The 18502-nt window shown below is 66.6% G+C and carries 14 protein-coding genes; 3 read left to right on the forward strand and 11 right to left on the reverse strand.

Annotated elements, in window-relative coordinates; all coding sequences use genetic code 11:
- Positions 1 to 18: 18 nt before the first annotated feature.
- The 9 genes from F624_RS0124430 to F624_RS0124475 all read right to left on the reverse strand — a co-directional run bounded on the left by F624_RS0124430 (position 19) and on the right by F624_RS0124475 (position 11310).
- Positions 19 to 420 carry a hypothetical protein gene (locus F624_RS0124430; RefSeq protein ID WP_019577006.1) on the reverse strand — a complete coding sequence of 134 codons (402 nt, stop codon included), beginning with the start codon at positions 418 to 420 and terminating at the stop codon, positions 19 to 21.
- A complete protein-coding gene (locus tag F624_RS0124435) occupies positions 417 to 851 on the reverse strand; it encodes a phage holin family protein (RefSeq protein ID WP_051107510.1) in 435 nt (144 codons plus the stop codon). Before F624_RS0124435 ends, F624_RS0124430 begins: the two co-directional genes overlap by 4 nt.
- A complete protein-coding gene (locus F624_RS0124440; protein ID WP_019577008.1) occupies positions 851 to 1165 on the reverse strand; it encodes a glycine zipper domain-containing protein in 315 nt (104 codons plus the stop codon). Before F624_RS0124440 ends, F624_RS0124435 begins: the two co-directional genes overlap by 1 nt.
- A 992-nt stretch (positions 1166 to 2157) precedes the next feature.
- Positions 2158 to 2991: a PAS domain S-box protein gene (locus F624_RS0124450; protein ID WP_031256153.1), complete on the reverse strand. Its 834-nt coding sequence runs from the start codon at positions 2989 to 2991 to the stop codon at positions 2158 to 2160.
- Positions 2992 to 4559: 1568 nt separating this feature from the next.
- Positions 4560 to 7478, reverse strand: coding sequence for a C1 family peptidase (locus F624_RS0124455; RefSeq protein ID WP_019577010.1), 2919 nt, complete (start codon positions 7476 to 7478; stop codon positions 4560 to 4562).
- 329 nt (positions 7479 to 7807) lie between these two features.
- A complete protein-coding gene (locus tag F624_RS0124460) occupies positions 7808 to 8557 on the reverse strand; it encodes an MgtC/SapB family protein (protein WP_019577011.1) in 750 nt (249 codons plus the stop codon).
- A gap of 155 nt (positions 8558 to 8712) precedes the next feature.
- Positions 8713 to 9261: a hypothetical protein gene (locus F624_RS0124465; RefSeq protein WP_019577012.1), complete on the reverse strand. Its 549-nt coding sequence runs from the start codon at positions 9259 to 9261 to the stop codon at positions 8713 to 8715.
- Between the two features lie 91 nt (positions 9262 to 9352).
- Positions 9353 to 10459, reverse strand: coding sequence for an NAD(P)/FAD-dependent oxidoreductase (locus tag F624_RS0124470; protein ID WP_019577013.1), 1107 nt, complete (start codon positions 10457 to 10459; stop codon positions 9353 to 9355).
- On the reverse strand, positions 10459 to 11310 hold the full coding sequence (locus F624_RS0124475) for an N-formylglutamate amidohydrolase (protein WP_019577014.1): 852 nt from the start codon (positions 11308 to 11310) through the stop codon (positions 10459 to 10461). The genes F624_RS0124470 and F624_RS0124475 overlap by 1 nt, the downstream gene beginning before the upstream one ends.
- A gap of 93 nt (positions 11311 to 11403) precedes the next feature.
- Between F624_RS0124475 and F624_RS0124480 the strand changes: the two genes are divergently transcribed.
- The 3 genes from F624_RS0124480 to F624_RS0124490 all read left to right on the forward strand — a co-directional run bounded on the left by F624_RS0124480 (position 11404) and on the right by F624_RS0124490 (position 15516).
- Positions 11404 to 11778 (forward strand): DUF2946 family protein, encoded by a 375-nt coding sequence (locus tag F624_RS0124480; protein ID WP_019577015.1) that lies wholly within the window; start codon positions 11404 to 11406, stop codon positions 11776 to 11778.
- 205 nt (positions 11779 to 11983) lie between these two features.
- The gene (locus tag F624_RS0124485) at positions 11984 to 14065 is read left to right on the forward strand and encodes a TonB-dependent receptor (RefSeq protein ID WP_031256160.1); all 2082 of its coding nucleotides are present in this window, start codon (positions 11984 to 11986) and stop codon (positions 14063 to 14065) included.
- The gene (locus tag F624_RS0124490) at positions 14062 to 15516 is read left to right on the forward strand and encodes a PepSY-associated TM helix domain-containing protein (RefSeq protein WP_019577017.1); all 1455 of its coding nucleotides are present in this window, start codon (positions 14062 to 14064) and stop codon (positions 15514 to 15516) included. The genes F624_RS0124485 and F624_RS0124490 overlap by 4 nt, the downstream gene beginning before the upstream one ends.
- A 138-nt stretch (positions 15517 to 15654) precedes the next feature.
- Here F624_RS0124490 and F624_RS33650 read toward each other — a convergent pair whose 3' ends face one another.
- Together F624_RS33650 and F624_RS0124500 are read right to left on the reverse strand one after the other, a co-directional pair.
- Positions 15655 to 17271 (reverse strand): EAL domain-containing protein, encoded by a 1617-nt coding sequence (locus tag F624_RS33650; RefSeq protein ID WP_084679645.1) that lies wholly within the window; start codon positions 17269 to 17271, stop codon positions 15655 to 15657.
- Positions 17272 to 17417: 146 nt separating this feature from the next.
- On the reverse strand, positions 17418 to 18377 hold the full coding sequence (locus F624_RS0124500) for a tripartite tricarboxylate transporter substrate binding protein BugE (RefSeq protein WP_019577019.1): 960 nt from the start codon (positions 18375 to 18377) through the stop codon (positions 17418 to 17420).
- Positions 18378 to 18502: the final 125 nt, after the last annotated feature.

An 18502-nucleotide genomic window follows, 5' to 3' on the forward strand; every position in this document is an offset into this window, starting at 1 on the left:
CCAGGTTGGGCCAGGGGTTCAGCGGCGGCGCAGCAGCATGGGCAGTACCCAGCTGGCCATGCGCATGAGCCGCGATGGGCCCAGCATCAACACCACCCCAACCGCCCCGGCAGCCAGCAGGGGCTGGCCGGTGATCAGGCGCAGTGTTTTGCTGCGAGGAAAGCCCGTGTCGTGTACCGCTGCGCCCTGCTGTTTGGCTTGCAGCTCGGCGATGGCGGCCTGAATGCGGCGGGTTTGCCGCAGCAGGCGTTGGCGCTCGATGCGTTCGACCAGCTGGGCCTTGCGTTCGGCAGGGCTGAGGGATTGGTCAGACACATCGGTGATGGGCATGGCGCTGGCGGCCTCGCCTGCAGAGGCGGCGGCCTGTGCACCGGGGCCAGGCTGGTGAGGGTGATGAGGGTGGGGGCGGTGGTGGGTCACAGGCCCTCCTTGAGGTCGGCCCAGTCGCGGCCCAGCTCGCGCCGGGTCAGGGCAAAAGACTGTTGGCCTTGGCGGGCCACCCGCACCAGCGCCACCAGCACCCAGGCCCAGGCCAGTGCCCAGGCTGCGGCCACGCCCCACGCGGCGCCAAGGCGCCAGGGGGTGTCCCAAAACTGCACCAGCACGGCGGCCGACAGCACAATGAACAGCACCACCGTGAGTGCCGCCGCAGCCACCGCCAGCACCAGCAGGCGGCGCAGGCGCTGCTTTTCTTCGGCCCATTCAATGCTCAGCAGCTCAACCCGGTCTTCGGCCGCCAGGGCGGCCTCGGTGACGGTGTCGCGCAGGCGTTGCAGCGGGGCCTCAAGCCCCAGCAGAGACAACCACCTGAAGCGACCCGCAGGGCGAGCGCCGGGCTGCGCCTCAGCCATCAGCGGCGGCCCAGCAGAAAGCCCACCAGGGCGCCCACAGCCAGAGCAGCACCGGCCACGCGCCAGGGTTCGTCGTGTGCGTAGTCGTTGGCTACGCGGGCCGCCTCGCGGGCTTGGCGGGCAGCCTCTTGGGCCGCGCGCACGGCGCTGACGCGCACGCTTTCAATGCCAGCATCCATGCGGTCACGCAGGGCGCGGATTTCGGGCACGGCATCGAGCTCTTTGCGGCCGATCAGGCTGCGCAGGTCAGCGACCAGGTTCTCGAGTTCGGTCTGGGTAGAGTTGCCGGCAGATTCGGTTGTGCTGGAAGACATGTTCTCTCTCCTGGGTACAAGACTCCGGCTGGGCCATATGCCAACCGACGAGCATGTTCCCATATTAAGCACAGTCGGTGGCACGACATTGAGCGTGGTCAATTGCGAGGTCGCTACCGACCGACTGTTCGTTAACGGATGTAAGCAGCCGATGCGCTGCAACTGCTGCACGCACGCGGGGTGCAGGCGCGCCGCAGCATGCCGAGCCGCCTTGGCAAGCGGGCGCCATGCATGGTTGGCGCAGACACCTCAAGATACAAAAAGGCACCCAGCGAAATGAGCCGCAAGCGGCCTGGCGCCGAGTTGCGCAAGGCAAACTGACGCCATGCCATGCATCGCACAACACCCAGAAAGGGCCCATGAAGCGCCCACTGGCGCCTCATGAATGCCCAACATCAATCGCCCAATATCGATCGCCCGTCGATCGCCCGTCATTGATCGCCCATCGTCGATCGCACTCATGACAGCCCCCCCCAGGCGCCTGCTGCCACGCCAACGCCCACAGCGGCCCATGCATGCCGCAGCAAGCCCTGCACATTGCTGCGGCAGGGGCGGCGGCAGGGGCGGCGGCAGGGGCGGCGGCCAGGGTATAGCGCACCCTTTTTGAAGGGCTGGCTTGTTGGTCAATATTTCAAGATTCTTTTTCTGCCTGTTCCGCGCCGGATGTTCAACACCGACCCAACAACCTGCAAGTAGACCGCTGCGCAGTAATCGCATTCATGTCGTTTGGAACCCGGTATCAATCGCATCCATAAAGGTCTCTTCATTCGCGAAAGTCCGCTGCCACATTGACGGCATACCAGGTGGTATTTGCTGCTGTTTTCAAAATTCATAAGGCTTTCACGTTGATTGGAAATTGAAGAATATTGACTTTGCTTGTTCCACGGCCTTTCAAGGCTGGCATGGCGTGCACAGAAGCACACCGAGCCCAGGGGGTGATCATTTTTTTGAAGAGGCTGATTCGATAAAAAGCGATGTTTGATTCTGGCGGCTCATGACCCCTTCCCCTCGGCCGCCAGGGGGCCCGCAGCGTGCTTGCGACTCACGGCCTGGTTATTTTTGATCAGGTCGGGAATCATTGAATTGGCTTCAGGGCGATGAATGTCGGGCGATAGTTTTTGAAAGTCATTCAACCCCGGAATGGATTGAGCCATCATCACATCAACAATGGGCAAATGACTGACATCACTAAAAAGCAGCAGGCTGCCATATTTGACTGAGCCCAATTCACACCGAATCACTTGCATCAAGCGCTTTTCAGGAATGCTGATTTTAAAAACACAACTGTAGTTTTTATTCTGTGTCGGTTTGTTGAATATGCCCATCGACAGATAGCTGATCTGCGGAAAATCGCCCTGCAGATCGCAGGCAAGGCTGATGGTGGCCAGCACCTCCTCTGGCGAGCACCCGCGAACGTCTTCTTCTTTCAGGCCGAACAGAGAAAAAAACATCCGATTGACTTTGGTGGCCTGGCCCAGTTGGTCAAAAAGAATCCAGCCGTCATAGGCGTTTCTTCGGGTGCGGACGTACTTGAGCAGGCGCTCGGCGACTTCTTTCTCCGACTCGGGCACATCGCCCGCAATGAAAGGCCCGGAGGGTGGAAATTCGCTGTCAGTGGTGTGCAGATGAGTGCCGCGGTCGGCACCCACCGGTGCTGGCGGTGCGGCGCGGCGGGTGAAGCGCGAAAAGAAATGCATCAGAGGCCCCCCTCCAGGAAGCCGCTGCACCACCTTGGCCACGGCGCCCGTGCTGCGACCGGCACCCGACCCGGGCCCAGAAATCAAATTTGACGGTGGCTTGGGCTTCCCCAGTGAGATGTCATCCATAAATGACTTTCAATGCACAAAACAAGCTCTCAAGATCACTGATGATTGTTGTGATGCGTCTTATTATCATTTATATATTTTAGAACCTAGTTGCGAACACGTCAATAAAAGTTCTCTTTGCGCGCAATATTGCACGCAAATGTAAAGAATTTACGTTTCTGAGCGGTGGCGACGTGGCAATCGAAAACAGGGCCCGAAGAAGGGCTGACGAGGCGGTTTTTTTGAGCATGAGAGGCATGTGCCGGCCTGGCAGTTGGGGGGGGTGGCTTACGCTTGGCATGAAGCCGGGGGGGGGAAGCAGGCGGGATCGGGATCGGGCGGGCTTGCGGGGGGTTGCGATTGCCGCTTCGCTCTGATCGTTCTGCTCTTTGGTTGAAGGGCAGAGGCCGGGATTGCGGCCCGGCGGCCGAGGCACTTTTCTTTGCTTCGCCAAAGCAAAGTACCCAAAAGAAAGGCGACCTGAAGTCAGGGCCACTTCGTGGTTCCCTGCGCTGCCCCACGGGGCAAGCGGGTACGGGATCGGGCGGGCTTGCGGGGGGTTGCGATTGCCGCTTCGCTCTGATCGTTCTGCTCTTTGGTTGAAGGGCAGAGGCCGGGATTGCGGCCCGGCGGCCGCCTCACTTTCTTTGCTTCGCCAAAGAAAGTAAGCAAAGAAAGGCGACCCGAAGTCAGGGCCACTTCGTGGTTCCCTGCGCTGCTCGCGCCAGGTGGGGTCTCGCTAAACTCGCTGCGCTCAGACAGACGCGAGCCCTGATCCACCTGTCACTCCGCTGCTCGGCCCTGCCCCACGGGGCAAGCGGGATCGGGATCGGGCGAGCTTGCGAAGGAGCTTTGCTGCCGCTTCGCTCTGGTGGTTCTGTTCTTCGTTTGAGGGCGGAGGCCGGGGTTGCGGCCCGGCGGCCGCCTCACTTTCTTTGCTTCGCCAAAGAAAGTAAGCAAAGAAAGGCGACCCGAAGTCAGGGCCACTTCGTGGTTCCCTGCGCTGCTCGCGCCAGGTGGGGTCTCGCTAAACTCGCTGCGCTCAGACAGACGCGAGCCCTGATCCACCTGTCACTCCGCTGCTCGGCCCTGCCCCACGGGGCAAGCGGGATCGGGTGCGGGCGAGCTTGCGAGAGCACTGACGAAATCAGCAACGCCGGGGCATCCAGCAGCGCTGGTGGGCAGCTGTGTGATGTGTCGGGCAGAGCGCCCACGCCCCACCGCGCTGCGAAGCAGCCGCGCCTTCTGATTGAAACAACACGGCGCCGCTGCGCAGCAGCAGCCGTCGGTTCCCGCTCCCCACCTCCCGTCGGGCACGGCGAGCAGCGCAGACTTGGGCGGATTAAGGGCTCGCGTCTGTTTGAGCGCAGCGAGTTTAGCGAGACCCCGCCCAAGTTGAGCAGCGCAGCGCACCCTGCGCAGCAGGGCGTGCACGTCGGGTCGCCTTTTTTTGCTTACTTTTTTTGGCGAAGCAAAAAAAGTGAGGCGCCCGCCGGGGCGCAATCCCGGCCTCCGACCTGAAACCACCAGCAGAACGAACAGAGCGCAGCGACAAGCACTGCATGGCAAGGCTCCAAGGCAAGCCTGCCTCAATACCCCCTCAAATCCCGAATCCGATGCACCAAGGTGCCCCCACAAATCGTCTGCAGCGTGCTGGTCAGCAACGGAATGTCGTTGTCAAAACAGCCATGGCTGGCGGGCTGCCTCACGTCGGGCAAGGCGGTGAGCACCTTGTCGTCGTGCAGCACCTGCAGGCGGCTGGCCAGTTGGCTATCGGCCACGGCGCGGTGCCAGGCGCGCAGGGTTTCGCCGGTGGCGGCGGCGCCGTCCCAGGCGTGTTCGTCTTGTGCGGTGTCGAACACGCGCTGCAGGCCCAGGATGGGGGTGCGGCGATCGGCCTCCAGGGCATTCGACACCAGGTACAGCAGTGATTTGCGGTACACCAGGGCGGTGTTGTCGGCCCGCTCAAGGGGGTCGCTCAACAGGGCGATGTGGGTGCGCGGCAGGATGTCGGTGCCGGCATAGTGCTGATTGGCAAAGGCCACGGTGCAGGCCGGGGCGTACAGGTGCACGCTGGGCACGGCGTCGAGTGCGGGGCGGCCGGTGGCGGCACGGGTGGCTTGCAAAGCCGTGATGAGGTGGCCCAGCCACAGGCTGCCGGCCGAGTGGCCCACCAGGTGGATCTGCAGTTGATCGCCCCAGAGCTGGATCAGGTCGGCCAGGGCGTGCACCAGTTGGTCGCCGGCGCGGTGGCCTTGCCAGGCGAGCTGGGCGTTTTCTTTGATCTCTGACCAGATGGGGCGTGCCAGGGGGCGGCCCACGGTGGATTCGATCAGGGCATCGGTCTGGGCCAGCACGGCCTGGCCCCAGCCCGTGGCGGCGGGCTGGCGTTGGCGCCATTGGCTGAACAGATCGCCCAGGCTTTCGAGCAGGCCGGTTTTCCAGACCACGAACAGGGGGTAGCAGCCGTTGCGCTCGAACACCTGGCCCAGGGCCTTGCAGCGCTTGAGGCCATCGGCCTCGCTGTTGAGGCCGCCGTGCACGTAGATCAGCAGGCGTTTGGGGCTGTCGGCGGGCTGGGCGCGAAACCAGCGGTCGGGCAGCACGGTGGCCTGGTAGGCGAGGCTGCGGCTGCGCTCGTCGGGGGTGAGGTAGCGGCTCATGCGGCCGTCGTTGCCCACCAGCAGGGCGTGCTCAGCCAGTTGGGCGCTGTTCCAGGGGGTGTTGCCCGGTGTGCCGGCGCCCTGCCCCGGTCGGCCATCGGCAGCGTGGTGGGGCCGGTGCAGGGCCGCGGCGCCCCCGGCCACCAGGCCGGGCACACCCAGCGCCACCACCCAGGCGTCCATGCCATGGGCCAGCCAGTCTTCGTAGCTGATCACGGCAAAGCCATGGGCGCCCCACTCTGCACCCCAGGAGTTTTGCAACACAAAACCGCGTTCGTTGAAGCCCACCAGGGCCAAGGCATGGCCGGCGTCGCGGCGCACCACGCCGTCAAAGGCGATCACGGGCAGGTCGTGGTGGCCCTGGGGCAGTTGCGTGACGGCGGCGAGCCGGGCCCAGCCCTCGTGCACAAAGCACGACGCATACACCGCGCCCACGGTCTGGATGGCCGCCTGCAGGTCGGTGATGGCGCTGATCTGCACCCGGTAGAACACGCCCAGGGTGTGCTGCTGGGCCTGCTGGGCATAGCCAAAATGGGGCGAGCCCTGGTCAAGTGCCTGGTAGGGCCACTGCGCGTCGAGGCACACGCCATGGTTGAACCAGCCGGTGATGGCGCTGCGGCAGCTGGCGCCCTGGTTGGTGTCGCCGCTGTTTTCGTCGTAGCGGCGGGCCATGTTGTAGAGCATGCGGGGGCTGACCGACTCAAACTGCGCGGGGCAGCCGGCCTGCACCCAGCGCAGGTAGTTGACCACGCTGGCCAGGCCAAAGCCGGTGCAGGCGCCCTCGCGGCCCTGGTTCAGGATCAGGCCGGCCTGGGCGTACACGGGCAGCATGCGCTGCACCTCGGCCTGGGCGGGCCACTGGGCCAGCAGGTTGACGGGGGGCGGGGTGTAGGGGCGGTCGTTGAGGTCGGGGGTGTCGGGGCGGGCATTGAGGCGGCGCCGGGCGTGGTGGTGGTGGGCCGAGGCGGCGGGTGCAGGTGCTGGCGCGATGCCCGCAGCATGAACACCAGCCACCGCTGTGGGGCCGCCCTGCCCAGCCCCCAGATCACTGGCCTGGGCCAAGGCAAAGACGCTGCTGAAGCGGTCCAGCCCATGGGTGCCGCCGTTGACCAGACGCCGGGCGGCGGCGTAGTCACCCCGGGCCAGGGCCTGCTCCAGGGTCGTGCGATGGCGCCGCAGAAACAGCGCCAGCAACAAGGCCGCCACCTCGGGGGCGTTGGCCAGATCGGGGTGGGCCAGCAGGTCAAGCTCCAGCTCGCGGCCGTAGCTGTCGTAGTTGCTGCGGCCCGTGAGCTGCACAAAGCCCCGGCCCTTGAACAGGGCGCCCTCGCCGCGCCGGTTGCCCAGGCGCCCGTCGTACAGGCCAAAGGGTGCACCGCCCGGGGCGGTGTTGTACTTGGACGGAAACTCAGAAATGGGCACAAAGCCCGCAGTCTCGGCCCGGATGGTGCCCAGCGCGGCCAGCACCAGGGTGCGCGAGCACAAGCCGGTGGCCCGCAGGGCCGCCAGCACATAGGGCAGAAAGCAGGACACAGCCGCGGCCTTGGCACCCGGAAACAAGGCCTGCGCTGCGGTGGCCTGAAGTTCGACCTCAAGCCGGGGCTGATCGGGTGGCTCCAGGCCCAGCGCATGCAGGTTGCGCGGGCCCACCAGGCCATCGGCCACCAGCCCGCGCCCGGCCTGCCAGCAGCGCAGCGCGCCGCCCAGGGTGGCATCGAACAACTCTCCCCCGGTGGCCAGGCCGGCATAGGGAGCGGCAGCCGGGCCCAGGGCCTGGTGCAGGGTGGCTCGCAGTGCCACCACGCCGGGGTGGGTGCAGCCTTGCTGAAGCAGAACCAGGGACATCAGGGGGCCCTTTGCGCTGGGGGGTGAGACAAAACCGCAGGCATTATTGGCAAGGCTTGGCCTGTGTCGGCGCCCCAGCGGGCTGCACCTTGACCGCGCATTGCCCGCGGCCTGTTCGCCTGAAACCGTTGACTCTGCACGGCCACCCGCCCAGACTCCTAGCCAGCCTGCGGAGCGCGCGAGCAAGCGCGTGATCTGGTCAGTTTGAGTGCCAAAGGGCCGTGCCTGGCGCTGGACGGCCCGGCCTCCCCGCGGATGTGGGGAAGTGCAAGATCAGCGACGCTTTGTGGGTGCCGCGACCGTCGCGCAGCTGGCGGCGCCGAGCGTGCTCAGTTGCGGGCGTGCGAAAGCTGAAAGCGCTCGATGTCGGCGTGGGCCTGAAGGGCGTTGGCCAGCGTGGGCAAAGAAGCCCCAGCGTCGCGGTTGATGGCCACCGCCACGAAATTCCATTCGAACTGCTGATCGCGAACGCCGATGGCAATGGATTTTTCGGCCAGCTCGTAGCCGCTTTGCAGCAGCAGCTGGGCCACCTGGGCCTGGCTGGCCTGGCGGCCCGCCGCAAAATGCAGGTTGACGCCGATGGCATGCCGCGAGGGCAGCCGCGCCTCCAGGGTGGCGCCCCAGAGCATCAGGCTGGACGACAGCAACGTGAGCGAGATGGCCGCCCCATAAAAGCCGATGCCCACCAGCACCCCGATGGCCGACGAGGCCCAGATTGATGCCGCCGTGGTGAGCCCGCTGATGTTGAGCCCTTCTTTCATGATGACGCCCGCGCCCAGAAAGCCGATGCCGGTGACGATGCCCTGCACCACCCGCGTGGGGTCGATGCTGGCCGCATGCTGGCCATGGCCGGCAAACCAGTACTCGGGGTAGCCCACAAACACGGTGAGGGCCGCCGAGGCCATGCACACCATGCCGTAGGTGCGCATGCCCGCGGCACGGCCGTGGTAGGAGCGCTCGTAACCCACGAGCAGGCCCAAAAGCAGCGCCCCGAAGATGTTGCAGAAGATGACGAGGTTGGCGCGCAGCTCGCTGATGGACCAAAAAGCATCCAGCCACTCTTTTGACATCAAGTCCATGTTCGATCTTTGTTGTTGTTCGGGCGCGGATCACAAAGGTGCGCCGAGGTGTGCAGAGATGTGCCGCCGGCTGCCGTGGCCGGGCCTGAAACCAGCCCGCTCAAACCATGACACGCCTTGTCACAAATTTATAACATGGCCCAGGCCGCAAGGATTCAGCCCCCCGGCACCGACCCGAAATCGTTCTCGACCCATGCGCTGGCGCTGCGCTGGTTGAGCTTGAAGTCGGGCCGCACGCGGCGCTGGGCCACGGGCTCGCTGTAGGGGGGCAGATCGGGGTGGGCGTAGGCGGCCAGGGTGGCGTAGGGCTCGAACTCGTCGGGCACGATGTCGAGGGTGACGTGCCAGCGGGCATCGCCCAGGGTCAGGTCCACGTTCTTGTGCAGTTGGGCGCGCAGCTGCTGTTCGTGGCGGCGCAGCACCTCGCTGGCGGTCTTGACCAGGGTGTTGAAGGCGTTGGTGTCGAGCGGCTTGGGGTTTTTCTTGTCGCGCCCCATGGTCCAGGGCCCCACCAGGGCGGGTTCGGGCTCGCGACCCTTGTACATGGCGACAGCCCAGCCGTCGTCGTCTTCGTTCTTGATGACGCGGGCGGTCCAGCCGTTGTCGGCCCACAGGCGGGGCTCTTTCACCACCAGGGTGTCGTCGGAGGCGTCAGATGCGTCGGAGGGCTCAGAGGTGGGGTCGTGCGGATCGGGGAAGGACAAAACAAAAGCCAAGGCAAGGAGAGAAAGCGCAGCATCTTACGCGCTGCGCTCTGGGGGGCCCGGCTTGCCCGGGCCAGACCCGCCAGCCGGTTCAGGCCAGCAAGGCGGCCACGTGCTCCGCAATGGCCAGCGAGCTGGTCAGGCCGGGCGACTCGATGCCGAACAGGTTGACCAGGCCGGGCACGCCATGAACCGTGGGGCCCTGGATCACGAAATCGGGCGCGGGGTGGCCCGGGGGCGCGATCTTGGGCCGGATGCCGGCATAGCCAGCTTGCAGGGCGCCATCGGGCAGCTCGGGCCAGTACTGGCGCACTTCGGCGTAGAAGGCCTCGCCCCGGGCGGGGTCGACCACCAGGTCGTCGGGCGAATCGACCCACTGCACATCGGGGCCGAACTTGGCCTGGCCGCCCAGGTCGAGCGTGAGGTGCACGCCCAGGCCGGCGGCCTGGGGCACGGGGTAGATCAGGCGGCTGAAGGGGGCGCGCCCGGCCAGGGTGAAGTAGTTGCCCTTGGCGTAGTAGGCCTGGGGCACGTGGGCTGGGTTCAGGCCTTCGAAGCGGCGCGCCAGATCGGGGGCGGCCAGGCCAGCGGCGTTGACCACGCTGCGCGCACACAGGGTGGTGGGGCTGCTGCTGTCGGCCGCGTGCAGCACCAGCCCCTCGGGCGTGACTTGCGCGCTGTGCAGGGCCGACTGCACGGCCAGGGCGCCACCGGCGTTTTCCAGATCGCCCAGCAGGGCCAGCATCAGGCCGTGGCTGTCGACGATGCCGGTGCTGGGCGAGTGCAGCGCGGCCAGGCATTGCAGGCGCGGCTCCAGGGCCAGGGCCTGATCGCGGCTGAGCCAGGCCAGGTCGGTGACGCCATTGGCGGCGGCCTTGTCGACGATGCCTTGCAACTGGCCCAGCTGCTCGGGCTGGGTGGCCACCAGCAGCTTGCCGCAGCGCTGGTGGGCAATGCCGCGCTGCTGGCAATAGGCGTACAGCAGCTCGCGCCCACGCACGCACAGGCGCGCCTTGAGCGAGCCCTGCGGATAGTAGATGCCGGCGTGGATGACCTCGCTGTTGCGCGCGCTGGTGCCGGTGCCAAAGGCTTCGGCGCTTTCGAGCACCAGCACCTCGCGCCCCTGCAGCGCCAGGGCACGGGCCACGGCCAGGCCCACCACACCGGCGCCAATGACGACGCAGTCGACCTGGTCCATCACAGGGCCCGGGGGTCGACCGTCAGCAGGCGCTGCACCAGGCCTTGCAGGTGTTCGCGCAACGGGGCAAAGCCCTCGTTCGGGGCCAGGGTGGTTTCGTCCATGTAGAGCTTGCGGTTGATTTCAAGCTGCACGCTGTGGCGCTGGCTGGCCGGGTGGCTGTAGCGGCGCACCAGTTCCACACCCTTGTAGGGGTGGTTCAGTGCCACGCTGTAGCCCAGGGCGCGCAGGTGCTCGCAGATCAGTTCGGCCAGCGCGGGGCTGCTGGTGCTGTGGTCGCGGTTGCCCACCACAAAATCGGCGTGGGCCTCGCCCGGGAACTCGGTGGCGTGGCTGGAGGCCACGGCGGGCATCGAGTGGCAATTGATGTGCACGCTGTAGCCGTGCCGCGCATGGGCGGCATCGATGGCCTGGGCCACGGCCGCGTGGTAGGGCACCCAGCAGCGCTCGATGCGGTCTTGCACCTCGCCCACGCTCAGGCGGCGCTGGTAGATGGGCAGGCCGCCATCGGTGCTGCGCCAGATCAGGCCCTTGCCCAGGCGCACCTTGCTGAGCACCTTGGGGTCGGTGGCCACGGGGCCGGGCCAGGGGGTGTCGAACAGGGTGGTGTCGATCTCGGTGGTGTCGCGGTTGGCATCGAGGTAGCTGCGCGGAAACAGAGCCTCGACCCAGGCCACGCCCAGGGCGGGCGCGAAGTCGTACAGCTTTTCGACATGGGTGTCTTCGGCCTGCCGCAGCAGGGGCAGAGGCACGGCGTACTGAAAGTCGTCCGGGTAGAAAGTGCCGCTGTGGGGCGAATCGAGCACCAGTGCGCTGGTGCCCTCCAGGGTACGGATCAGGTCTGCAGTCATGGCTGGATTGTCTCGCATGCCTGGATACCCTGCCCAGGGGCCCTGACAAGGTTCTTGATTTCGCCACGCCAAGCTGCCTTTAAACTTTGGGCCATGCAATGGCTGCGCTCCACCCGATCACTGACCCACCTGGCACTGGTGTGGTTTGTGCTGGCCTTCGGGGCAGCGGTGGCCTCGCCCTTGGTCAAGCCCGAGGCGCTGACGCTGGTGTGCTCGGCCAATGGTGGCATGAAGCTGCTGGCCAGCAGCCCCGATGCCGACGATCAAGCCACCGGCCAGGCCAATCAAAGTGGCCACGCGCTGGACTGCCCGCTGTGCCTGGCGCTGGACGTGCCCTTGATGTTTGCCAGCGTGTTTGCGCCGTTTGAATCGCCGCTGGCCCCCCAGTTGCAGCCCACCGTGGTGGCGCACCTGGCGGTGGTGGCTGGTGCACCGCTGCCGCCCCGCGGCCCACCGGCCCACGCCTGAGCCGGGCGCACAGGGCTTGACACCCTGTTGCGCCCTGCGGGCCCCTCCCCGTTTTCATTCTTGCCCCAAGGCCGCGGCCTGCGCCGCGCTGGGGGCTGTCTTGTTGGGTGATCTGCTTGCCGAAGGCGCTGGCCTGTGCGGCGGCAGGTCTTGCGCCGGCCATGCCTTGGAGCATGGGCGGCAGCATTGTTGCGAACGCTTTGAAATGACTCCTCTTGAACACAGAAACCTGCGCCACCCGGTGGCGCTCGCCGTCTTGCTGGCCCTGGGTGCGAGCCCTGGCCTGAACGCCTGGGCCCAGACCAGCCCGAACAGCGCCACCGGGGCCACCGGCGAATCCACCCTGACGCTGGGCACGGTACAGATCACCGACAAGGCCCAGGGCCCAATGACGGCGCGCAGCGTGCTGACGTCGGTGGATGTGCTGGGCGGCGCCGCGGTGCAAGACACCTCGGTGGACTACAGCTGGGAGCTGCTCCAGCGCGCCCCGGGCGTGCTGGTGACACCGTTTCGCCAGGGCTCGGATGCCGGGCGTTTTTCGTTTCGTGGCTTCAATGGCGAGGGCCGGGTGAATGCGGTCAAGCTGTTGATCGATGGCATTCCCTCGAACGACAACGCGGGGGGCATGCCGTTTCTGGATGCGGTGTTTCCGCTCAACATCGAAAGCGTCGAGGTGGTGCGCGGCACCAACGACCCGCGCTATGGCCTGAACAACATTGCCGGCAATGCCAATGTGAACACGCGCACGGGCGGCAACGAGACCCAGATCAACACCACGCTGGGCAGCTTCAACACCCGCGAGGTGCAGGTGGCCAAGGGCATCGAGACCGCCAACTGGACGCAGAACTACTTTTTGGCCTCACGCGATTCGGACGGCTGGCGCGACCACGCCAACGCCCGCAAGCTGGCCGTGGCGGGCAAGTGGTTTTACACCACCGATGACGGCCGCTACCGCACCGGGCTGAGCGTGCGCCACTTCGAGAACGACGCGCTTGAATCGGGCTACCTGAGCGCCGCCGCTGCGGCCAGCGCACCGCGCTCGTCGCCCAGCTATGCCTCGGCCGACCGCAGCACGCGCCACACCAACCAGGTGGCCGTGTTTCATGACCAGCAACTGGGCGACCTGTCGTGGAGCACCCGCGTGTACCGCAACACTTACACCAACCAGCGCTGGGTGCGCTTCACGCAAGCGGGGGTGCAGCAAGAGCGCGACTCGGATGAGAACCAGGACGGCGCGATCAGCACGCTGACCTGGCGCCCGCAGGTGAGCTGGGCGCATGAACTGGTGCTGGAAGGCGGGGTGGACTACCAGCGCCAGACCAACCTGAGCCAGCGCTACCGCACGGTGGAGCGGGTGCGCACCTCGCAGATCCGCAACTGGGACTACACGCTCAGCAACCAGGGCGCCTATGTGCAGGCCATGATCCGGCCGGTGCCCGTGCTGAAGATCGTGCCGGCCCTGCGGGTGGACCATTTCAGCGGTCATCTGGTGGACCGACTGGCGGGCACCACCCTGCCCCTGAACGCCTACGGCACGGTACCCCAACCCAAGTTGAGCGTGGTGTACTCGCCCTGGCAGAAGGCCAGCGTGTATGCCAACGTGGGGCGCACCTTCCAGATCGGCACCGGCGTCGACGCCTACCGCGCCAGCACGCAAAAGCGCGATCTGTCGGCCTCGCTGAACGACGGCTGGGAGCTGGGCCTGAAGTTCACGCCCTACGAAGGGCTGGACGGGCGCGTGGCCTACTGGGAGCAAAAAGCCAGCGGCGAGGTGGCCCGCACCCTGGGCGTGGATGGCCTGGTGGACACCGGCGGCCAGGGCAACATCGGCCGCACGCTGCGCAAGGGCTACGACCTGCAGCTGAACCTGCGGCCCACGGGCAAGGTGTCGGGCTGGGTGAGCTATTCGCACCAGCAGGCCACCATCACCGCCCCTGACCCCAGCGCCCCGACCACCCTGGGCAAAGAGATCGAGAACGTGCCGCACTACGTGGCCTCGCTGGGGGCCGACTACCAGGTCAACGGCGACTGGAAGATCTCGGCCTGGGGCACGGCCCAGGGCAGCTACTACGTGGAGCGCAGCAACACCCTGGGCAAGTTTGGCGGCAACGTGCTGCTGAACCTGTCGGCGCAGTGGCGCATCCAGCCCGACCTGACGTTGCAATTGCAGGTGCGCAACCTGGCCAACCGTGCCTATGAGTACGTTTGGTATGACAGCGGCTCGTGGGGCCATTCGCCGGGTGACGGCCGCGCCTATTACGCCACGCTGGCCTGGAAGTTCAAATGAGCGCGGCCACCCCGTTGCCCCGGGCTGAGACAGGTGCCGCGGAGCCGCGTGCAGGCTGGCTGTACCGGCTGCTGTGGCGATGGCATTTCTATGCCGGGCTGCTGGTGTGGCCGTTTGTGCTGCTGCTGTCGATCACGGGCGGGCTGTACCTGTTTCACGACACGGTGGACACGTGGTGGCACCGCGATCTGCTGACGGTGCCCACACCGTCAACCCAGGCCAGCGAGGCCTGGCCGCCGCAGCGGCTGCTGGCGGCAGCGCAACAGGCGGTGCCCGGGCAACTGCTGCGCTGGAACCCGCCCGAAGCCCCCGGGCGCTCGGCGCGCATCGACCTGCTCACAACAACGGGGCAACGCGTGTGGGTGTACCTGAGCCCGGCCGATGGCCGGGTGCTGGGCCAATTGCCCGAACGCGGCACGCTGGGCTGGACGCTGCGGCATCTGCACAGCCTGAAGATCGTGGGGCCGAAGGCCCGGGCCCTGATCGAGATTGCCGCAGGCTGGACGGGCCTGCTGGTGCTGAGCGGCCTGTACCTGTGGTGGCCACGGGGCCGCAAGCAAGGCGTGTGGAGCCTGCGCCGCTGGCACCCGGGGCAACGGGTGTTCTGGCGCGACCTGCATGCCGTGGGCGGGGCGGCGGTGGGCGGGGTGCTGCTGTTTTTGGCGCTCACCGGCATGCCCTGGTCGGGCGTGTGGGGGGCTTGGGTGAACCAGTGGGCCAACGGCGCCAACTGGGGCTACCCAGCCGGGCTGCGGGTGCAGCTGCCCATGTCGGGCCAGCGCCTGGCCGACCAGGCAGACACCAACTGGTCGCTGACACAGGCGCGGCTGCCCCTGTCCACCCCCGGGGGCGAGCACGCCGGGCACGGTGCGGCAGCAGCCCCTGCACGGCCAGAGGGCTCAGCGGCAAGCCCGATGCCGCCGATGCTGAGCCTGGCCCAGATCTGGCCCCGGGTGCAGGCCCTGAACCTGGCGCCCGGGCTGAGCCTGAGTGCACCCAACGGGCCGCACGGGGTGTGGACCGCGTCGGTGTACCCGGCCGACCTGAGCCGCCAGCGCGTGGTGCACCTCGATGCCTACAGCGGCGAGGTGTTGCTGGACATGGCCTGGCCCGACTACGGCGCCGCCGGGCGCTGGATGGAATGGGGCATCAATGTGCACCTGGGGCAGCAGTGGGGCTGGGCCAACCAATGGGGCCTGCTGCTGGTGTGCGCCGTGGTGGCACTGCTGTGCCTGGCGGCGCCGTTGATGTGGTGGTGGCGCCGGCCGGCCGGGCGCCTGGGCGTGCCCCGGCTGGAGGGCACATCGCCGCGGTACTGGCGCCTGCTGGCCTGGCTGCTGCCGGCCTGTCTGCTGTTCCCGCTGGCCGGCGGGGCCTTGCTGGCCGTGCTGCTGCTGGATGCGGCGGTGCTGAGCCTGGGGGAGCGCGCCCAACAGACAAAACAGCGCTGATGCTTTTTTGAGCAGCGTAACAATTGCCTTTGCAAATCAAACACTTGACGCACTGTTCCTGCCACGGCACACGGCTTGTCCACAGGCTTGTCCAGAAAAGGCGGGGATAGATCGGGGAGCCAGCCAGCGCTGATCGGCTCAGGCTGGCGCGGGCTGTTGCGCCAGGTAGAGCAGAAAGTCGTCGAGCTTCATGGGCTTGGCAAAGTGGTAGCCCTGCCCGTAGCGGGCGCCCATTTCGCACAGTTGCCGGGCCTGCTCTGCGGTTTCGATGCCTTCGGCGATCACTTCGCTGCCGATGGCCTTGGCGATCGCGATGATCTCGGGGATCAGGGTGGAGCGGATGGTGGCGTCGGCCATCTCGAAGACAAAGGATTTGTCGATCTTCAGGTAATCGGGTGCCACGCGCTTGACGATGCCCAGGTTGGAGTACCCGGTGCCGAAGTCGTCGATCGAGATGGCAAAACCGTCGGCCTTGAGGCGGGCCAGTTCGGGCACCAGGGCACTGGAGAAGTCGTACTCGGTCACCTCGAGCTCGATGCGCAGGTCGCTGCGTCCGCTGTCGTAAAGGGCGGACGTCAGGTGCGGCAGGATCAGATCGCGGCGCAGGTTCTGCGGAAAGAAATTGAGGGCCACCGAGAAGTGGGTCTGCGGCGGCAGGGCTGCGCCCAGCTCAAGCAAGGCATGGCGGCTGACGGCTGCATCAAAGCGCCAGCCCAGATGCTGCTGGGTGAGCGCCGGGATGAACTGGTCGGGGTACAGCAGGCTTTGGCCGTCTTGCAGGCGGGCCAGCACCTCGCAGCCGATCACGCGCCCGGTGGCCAGCTCGAGAATGGGCTGGTAGTGGCACACCACATTGGCCGGCTGGCACAGGTGGCGGATCAGGAACTCCATGGAGCTCAGGTAACGCCCCAACCGGGCCAGGGCCGCCCCGGCCAGCCAGCCGAGCACGGCGCACAGCAGCACATAGCCGGCCCCGATCCAGGGGTGGCGCTGGGCCAGATCACCCAGGCCCAGCACCGACTGCACCGAGATCGGACTGACCCCGGGCACCGAATTGGTCACGCGCCACACACGCTGCGGCCAATCGAAGCTGACGTGTGGGGTGTCCAGCGAGGCCATCGCGTCGGTCTGGGCGCCACGCGCACCCACATAGGCCCGGCGGCGCTGGTGCACATTGCCGGCCCACACGCCGTCGGCGTATTGGACGAACACCTCGTGCGTGGGGTTGTCGTCGATCAACACCTGGAAGCGCCCACGTTCGATCACGGTGCCGCACAGGTCGGCGGGGGCCTGCGGAGCGTAAAGCTGCAGCGGGGTGTTCAGCAGGTAACGGCCCACCGACCCATCGATGCCCTGGGTGGTGTGCGGCCTGGGCTGGGGCAGCAGGCCCGAGACCGTGCTGCAGAAAAGGCGCCCCTGCTCATCGAGCAGGCCGATCTCGCGCACGTCGCGGTTCTTGAGCAGCAGCACCCGCAATAGGCCGAGGTTGTCGGGCGTGCATTCGGGGCTGTATGAGGCGTTGAGCACATCCAGCATCAACCGCACGTTGTCTTGCAATGCGTGCATGCGCTGCAGCAATTTGGCGTGGCCCTGGTCGATGGTCTGCACCCGCACCTGCAAGGCGCCCCAGGCGATCAGGGCCGCCACAACACTGGCCAGCAGCCCACCGCCCAACCAACCGACCAGCACGGCACGCCGCCCCAGCCAACGGCAGACGGGAACAAGCAAACTGCGCCGGGCTGGGGAGAGGTTCATGGTGGAGCGGCAGGTAATTCCGCAGTATATGAGAGGGCACAACGTGCCACTGAACGGTCGCGTCTGCGAGAAACGGGCCCGTGCCACGGCGGATTCCGGGGGCTGGAGCCTTCTCCAGCCCTGAAACCTGCACCGTGGGTGTTTGTTCAGTCTAGCGTGATCTTGGCGTAGGCGCTGACGCGCTGCATCTTCTCAATCTCGGACTTGATCTCGGCGCCAAACTCTTCGGGGCTGGTGCCGGTGGCAAACAGGCCCTGGGCGGCCAGGCGCTCGCGCACCGCAGGCTCTTTGAGGGCCCGCACCACGGCCTCTTGCACGCGAACAATGGCGGCCTTGGGGGTGCCCGCCGGGGCCACCAGGCCAAACCACGAGGGTTCGTTGCACACATTGAGGCCCAACTCACCGTAGGTGGGCACATTGGGCAGCACCTCGAGGCGCTTGTTCCACGACACCGCCAGCGCACGCAGCTTGCCCGACTGGATGTGGGGCAGCGAAGCCGCCACCTGGTCGAAGTAGACCATCACCTGCCCGCCCACCACATCGTTGAGTGCGGGGCCGGCTCCGCGGTAGGGGATGTGCAGCATGAAGGTGCCGGTGGCGCTCTTGAACAGCTCGCCCCACATGTGGCCGATGGTGCCGGTGCCCGGCGTGGCGTACGAAAGCTTGCCGGGATTGGCCTTGAGGTAACGCAGGAACTCGGCGTAGTCCTTCACTGGCAAGCCGGCGTTGACCACCAGCACGCCCGGGGCCTTGACCAGTTCGGTGACCGGTGCGAAATCTTTGATGGGGTCGTAGGGCAGTTTTTTGTAGACCGCCGGGTTGACACCGTGGGTGGACACGGTGGCCACGGCCAGGGTGAGGCCATCGGGCGCCGCGCGGGCCACTTCAGCCATGCCGATCGAGCCCCCTGCCCCGCCCTTGTTGTCGACCACCACGGGCTGCCCCAGCAGCCGCGCCAGCGGCTCGCTGATGGCGCGCCCCGTGATGTCGGTGGCCCCACCGGGCGGGAAAGGCACCACCAGGCGCAGCGGCCGGGTGTCGGCAAAGGCCGGGGCCTGGCTGGCGGCTGCGGCTGCAGCCAGAGTGAGCAGATGACGTCGTTGCATGAGGGGCGGAGTCCTTGAGTGGGCCTGCAGGGAGGGTACAGGCCGTACGCAAAATGCGAGCCAGATGAGTATGCCGCGCAAAAACCCCTTGTTGCGCGCTGCACGACTGCGGCACCTGGCCTTGC

Source organism: Curvibacter lanceolatus ATCC 14669, assembly GCF_000381265.1.
Classification (GTDB): Bacteria; Pseudomonadota; Gammaproteobacteria; order Burkholderiales; family Burkholderiaceae_C; genus Curvibacter; species Curvibacter lanceolatus.

What these genes read in the sequence shown, in the direction of transcription:
- F624_RS0124440 (WP_019577008.1), bottom strand. Translation starts at nt 1,165, where the DNA reads ATGTCTTCCAGCACAACCGAATCTGCCGGCAACTCTACCCAGACCGAA.
- F624_RS0124475 (WP_019577014.1), bottom strand. Translation starts at nt 11,310, where the DNA reads ATGACTGCAGACCTGATCCGTACCCTGGAGGGCACCAGCGCACTGGTG.
- F624_RS0124460 (WP_019577011.1), bottom strand. Translation starts at nt 8,557, where the DNA reads ATGGACTTGATGTCAAAAGAGTGGCTGGATGCTTTTTGGTCCATCAGC.
- F624_RS0124455 (WP_019577010.1), bottom strand. Translation starts at nt 7,478, where the DNA reads ATGTCCCTGGTTCTGCTTCAGCAAGGCTGCACCCACCCCGGCGTGGTG.
- F624_RS0124480 (WP_019577015.1), top strand. Translation starts at nt 11,404, where the DNA reads ATGCAATGGCTGCGCTCCACCCGATCACTGACCCACCTGGCACTGGTG.
- F624_RS0124450 (WP_031256153.1), bottom strand. Translation starts at nt 2,991, where the DNA reads ATGGATGACATCTCACTGGGGAAGCCCAAGCCACCGTCAAATTTGATT.
- F624_RS33650 (WP_084679645.1), bottom strand. Translation starts at nt 17,271, where the DNA reads ATGAACCTCTCCCCAGCCCGGCGCAGTTTGCTTGTTCCCGTCTGCCGT.
- F624_RS0124500 (WP_019577019.1), bottom strand. Translation starts at nt 18,377, where the DNA reads ATGCAACGACGTCATCTGCTCACTCTGGCTGCAGCCGCAGCCGCCAGC.
- F624_RS0124435 (WP_051107510.1), bottom strand. Translation starts at nt 851, where the DNA reads ATGGCTGAGGCGCAGCCCGGCGCTCGCCCTGCGGGTCGCTTCAGGTGG.
- F624_RS0124470 (WP_019577013.1), bottom strand. Translation starts at nt 10,459, where the DNA reads ATGGACCAGGTCGACTGCGTCGTCATTGGCGCCGGTGTGGTGGGCCTG.
- F624_RS0124485 (WP_031256160.1), top strand. Translation starts at nt 11,984, where the DNA reads ATGACTCCTCTTGAACACAGAAACCTGCGCCACCCGGTGGCGCTCGCC.
- F624_RS0124490 (WP_019577017.1), top strand. Translation starts at nt 14,062, where the DNA reads ATGAGCGCGGCCACCCCGTTGCCCCGGGCTGAGACAGGTGCCGCGGAG.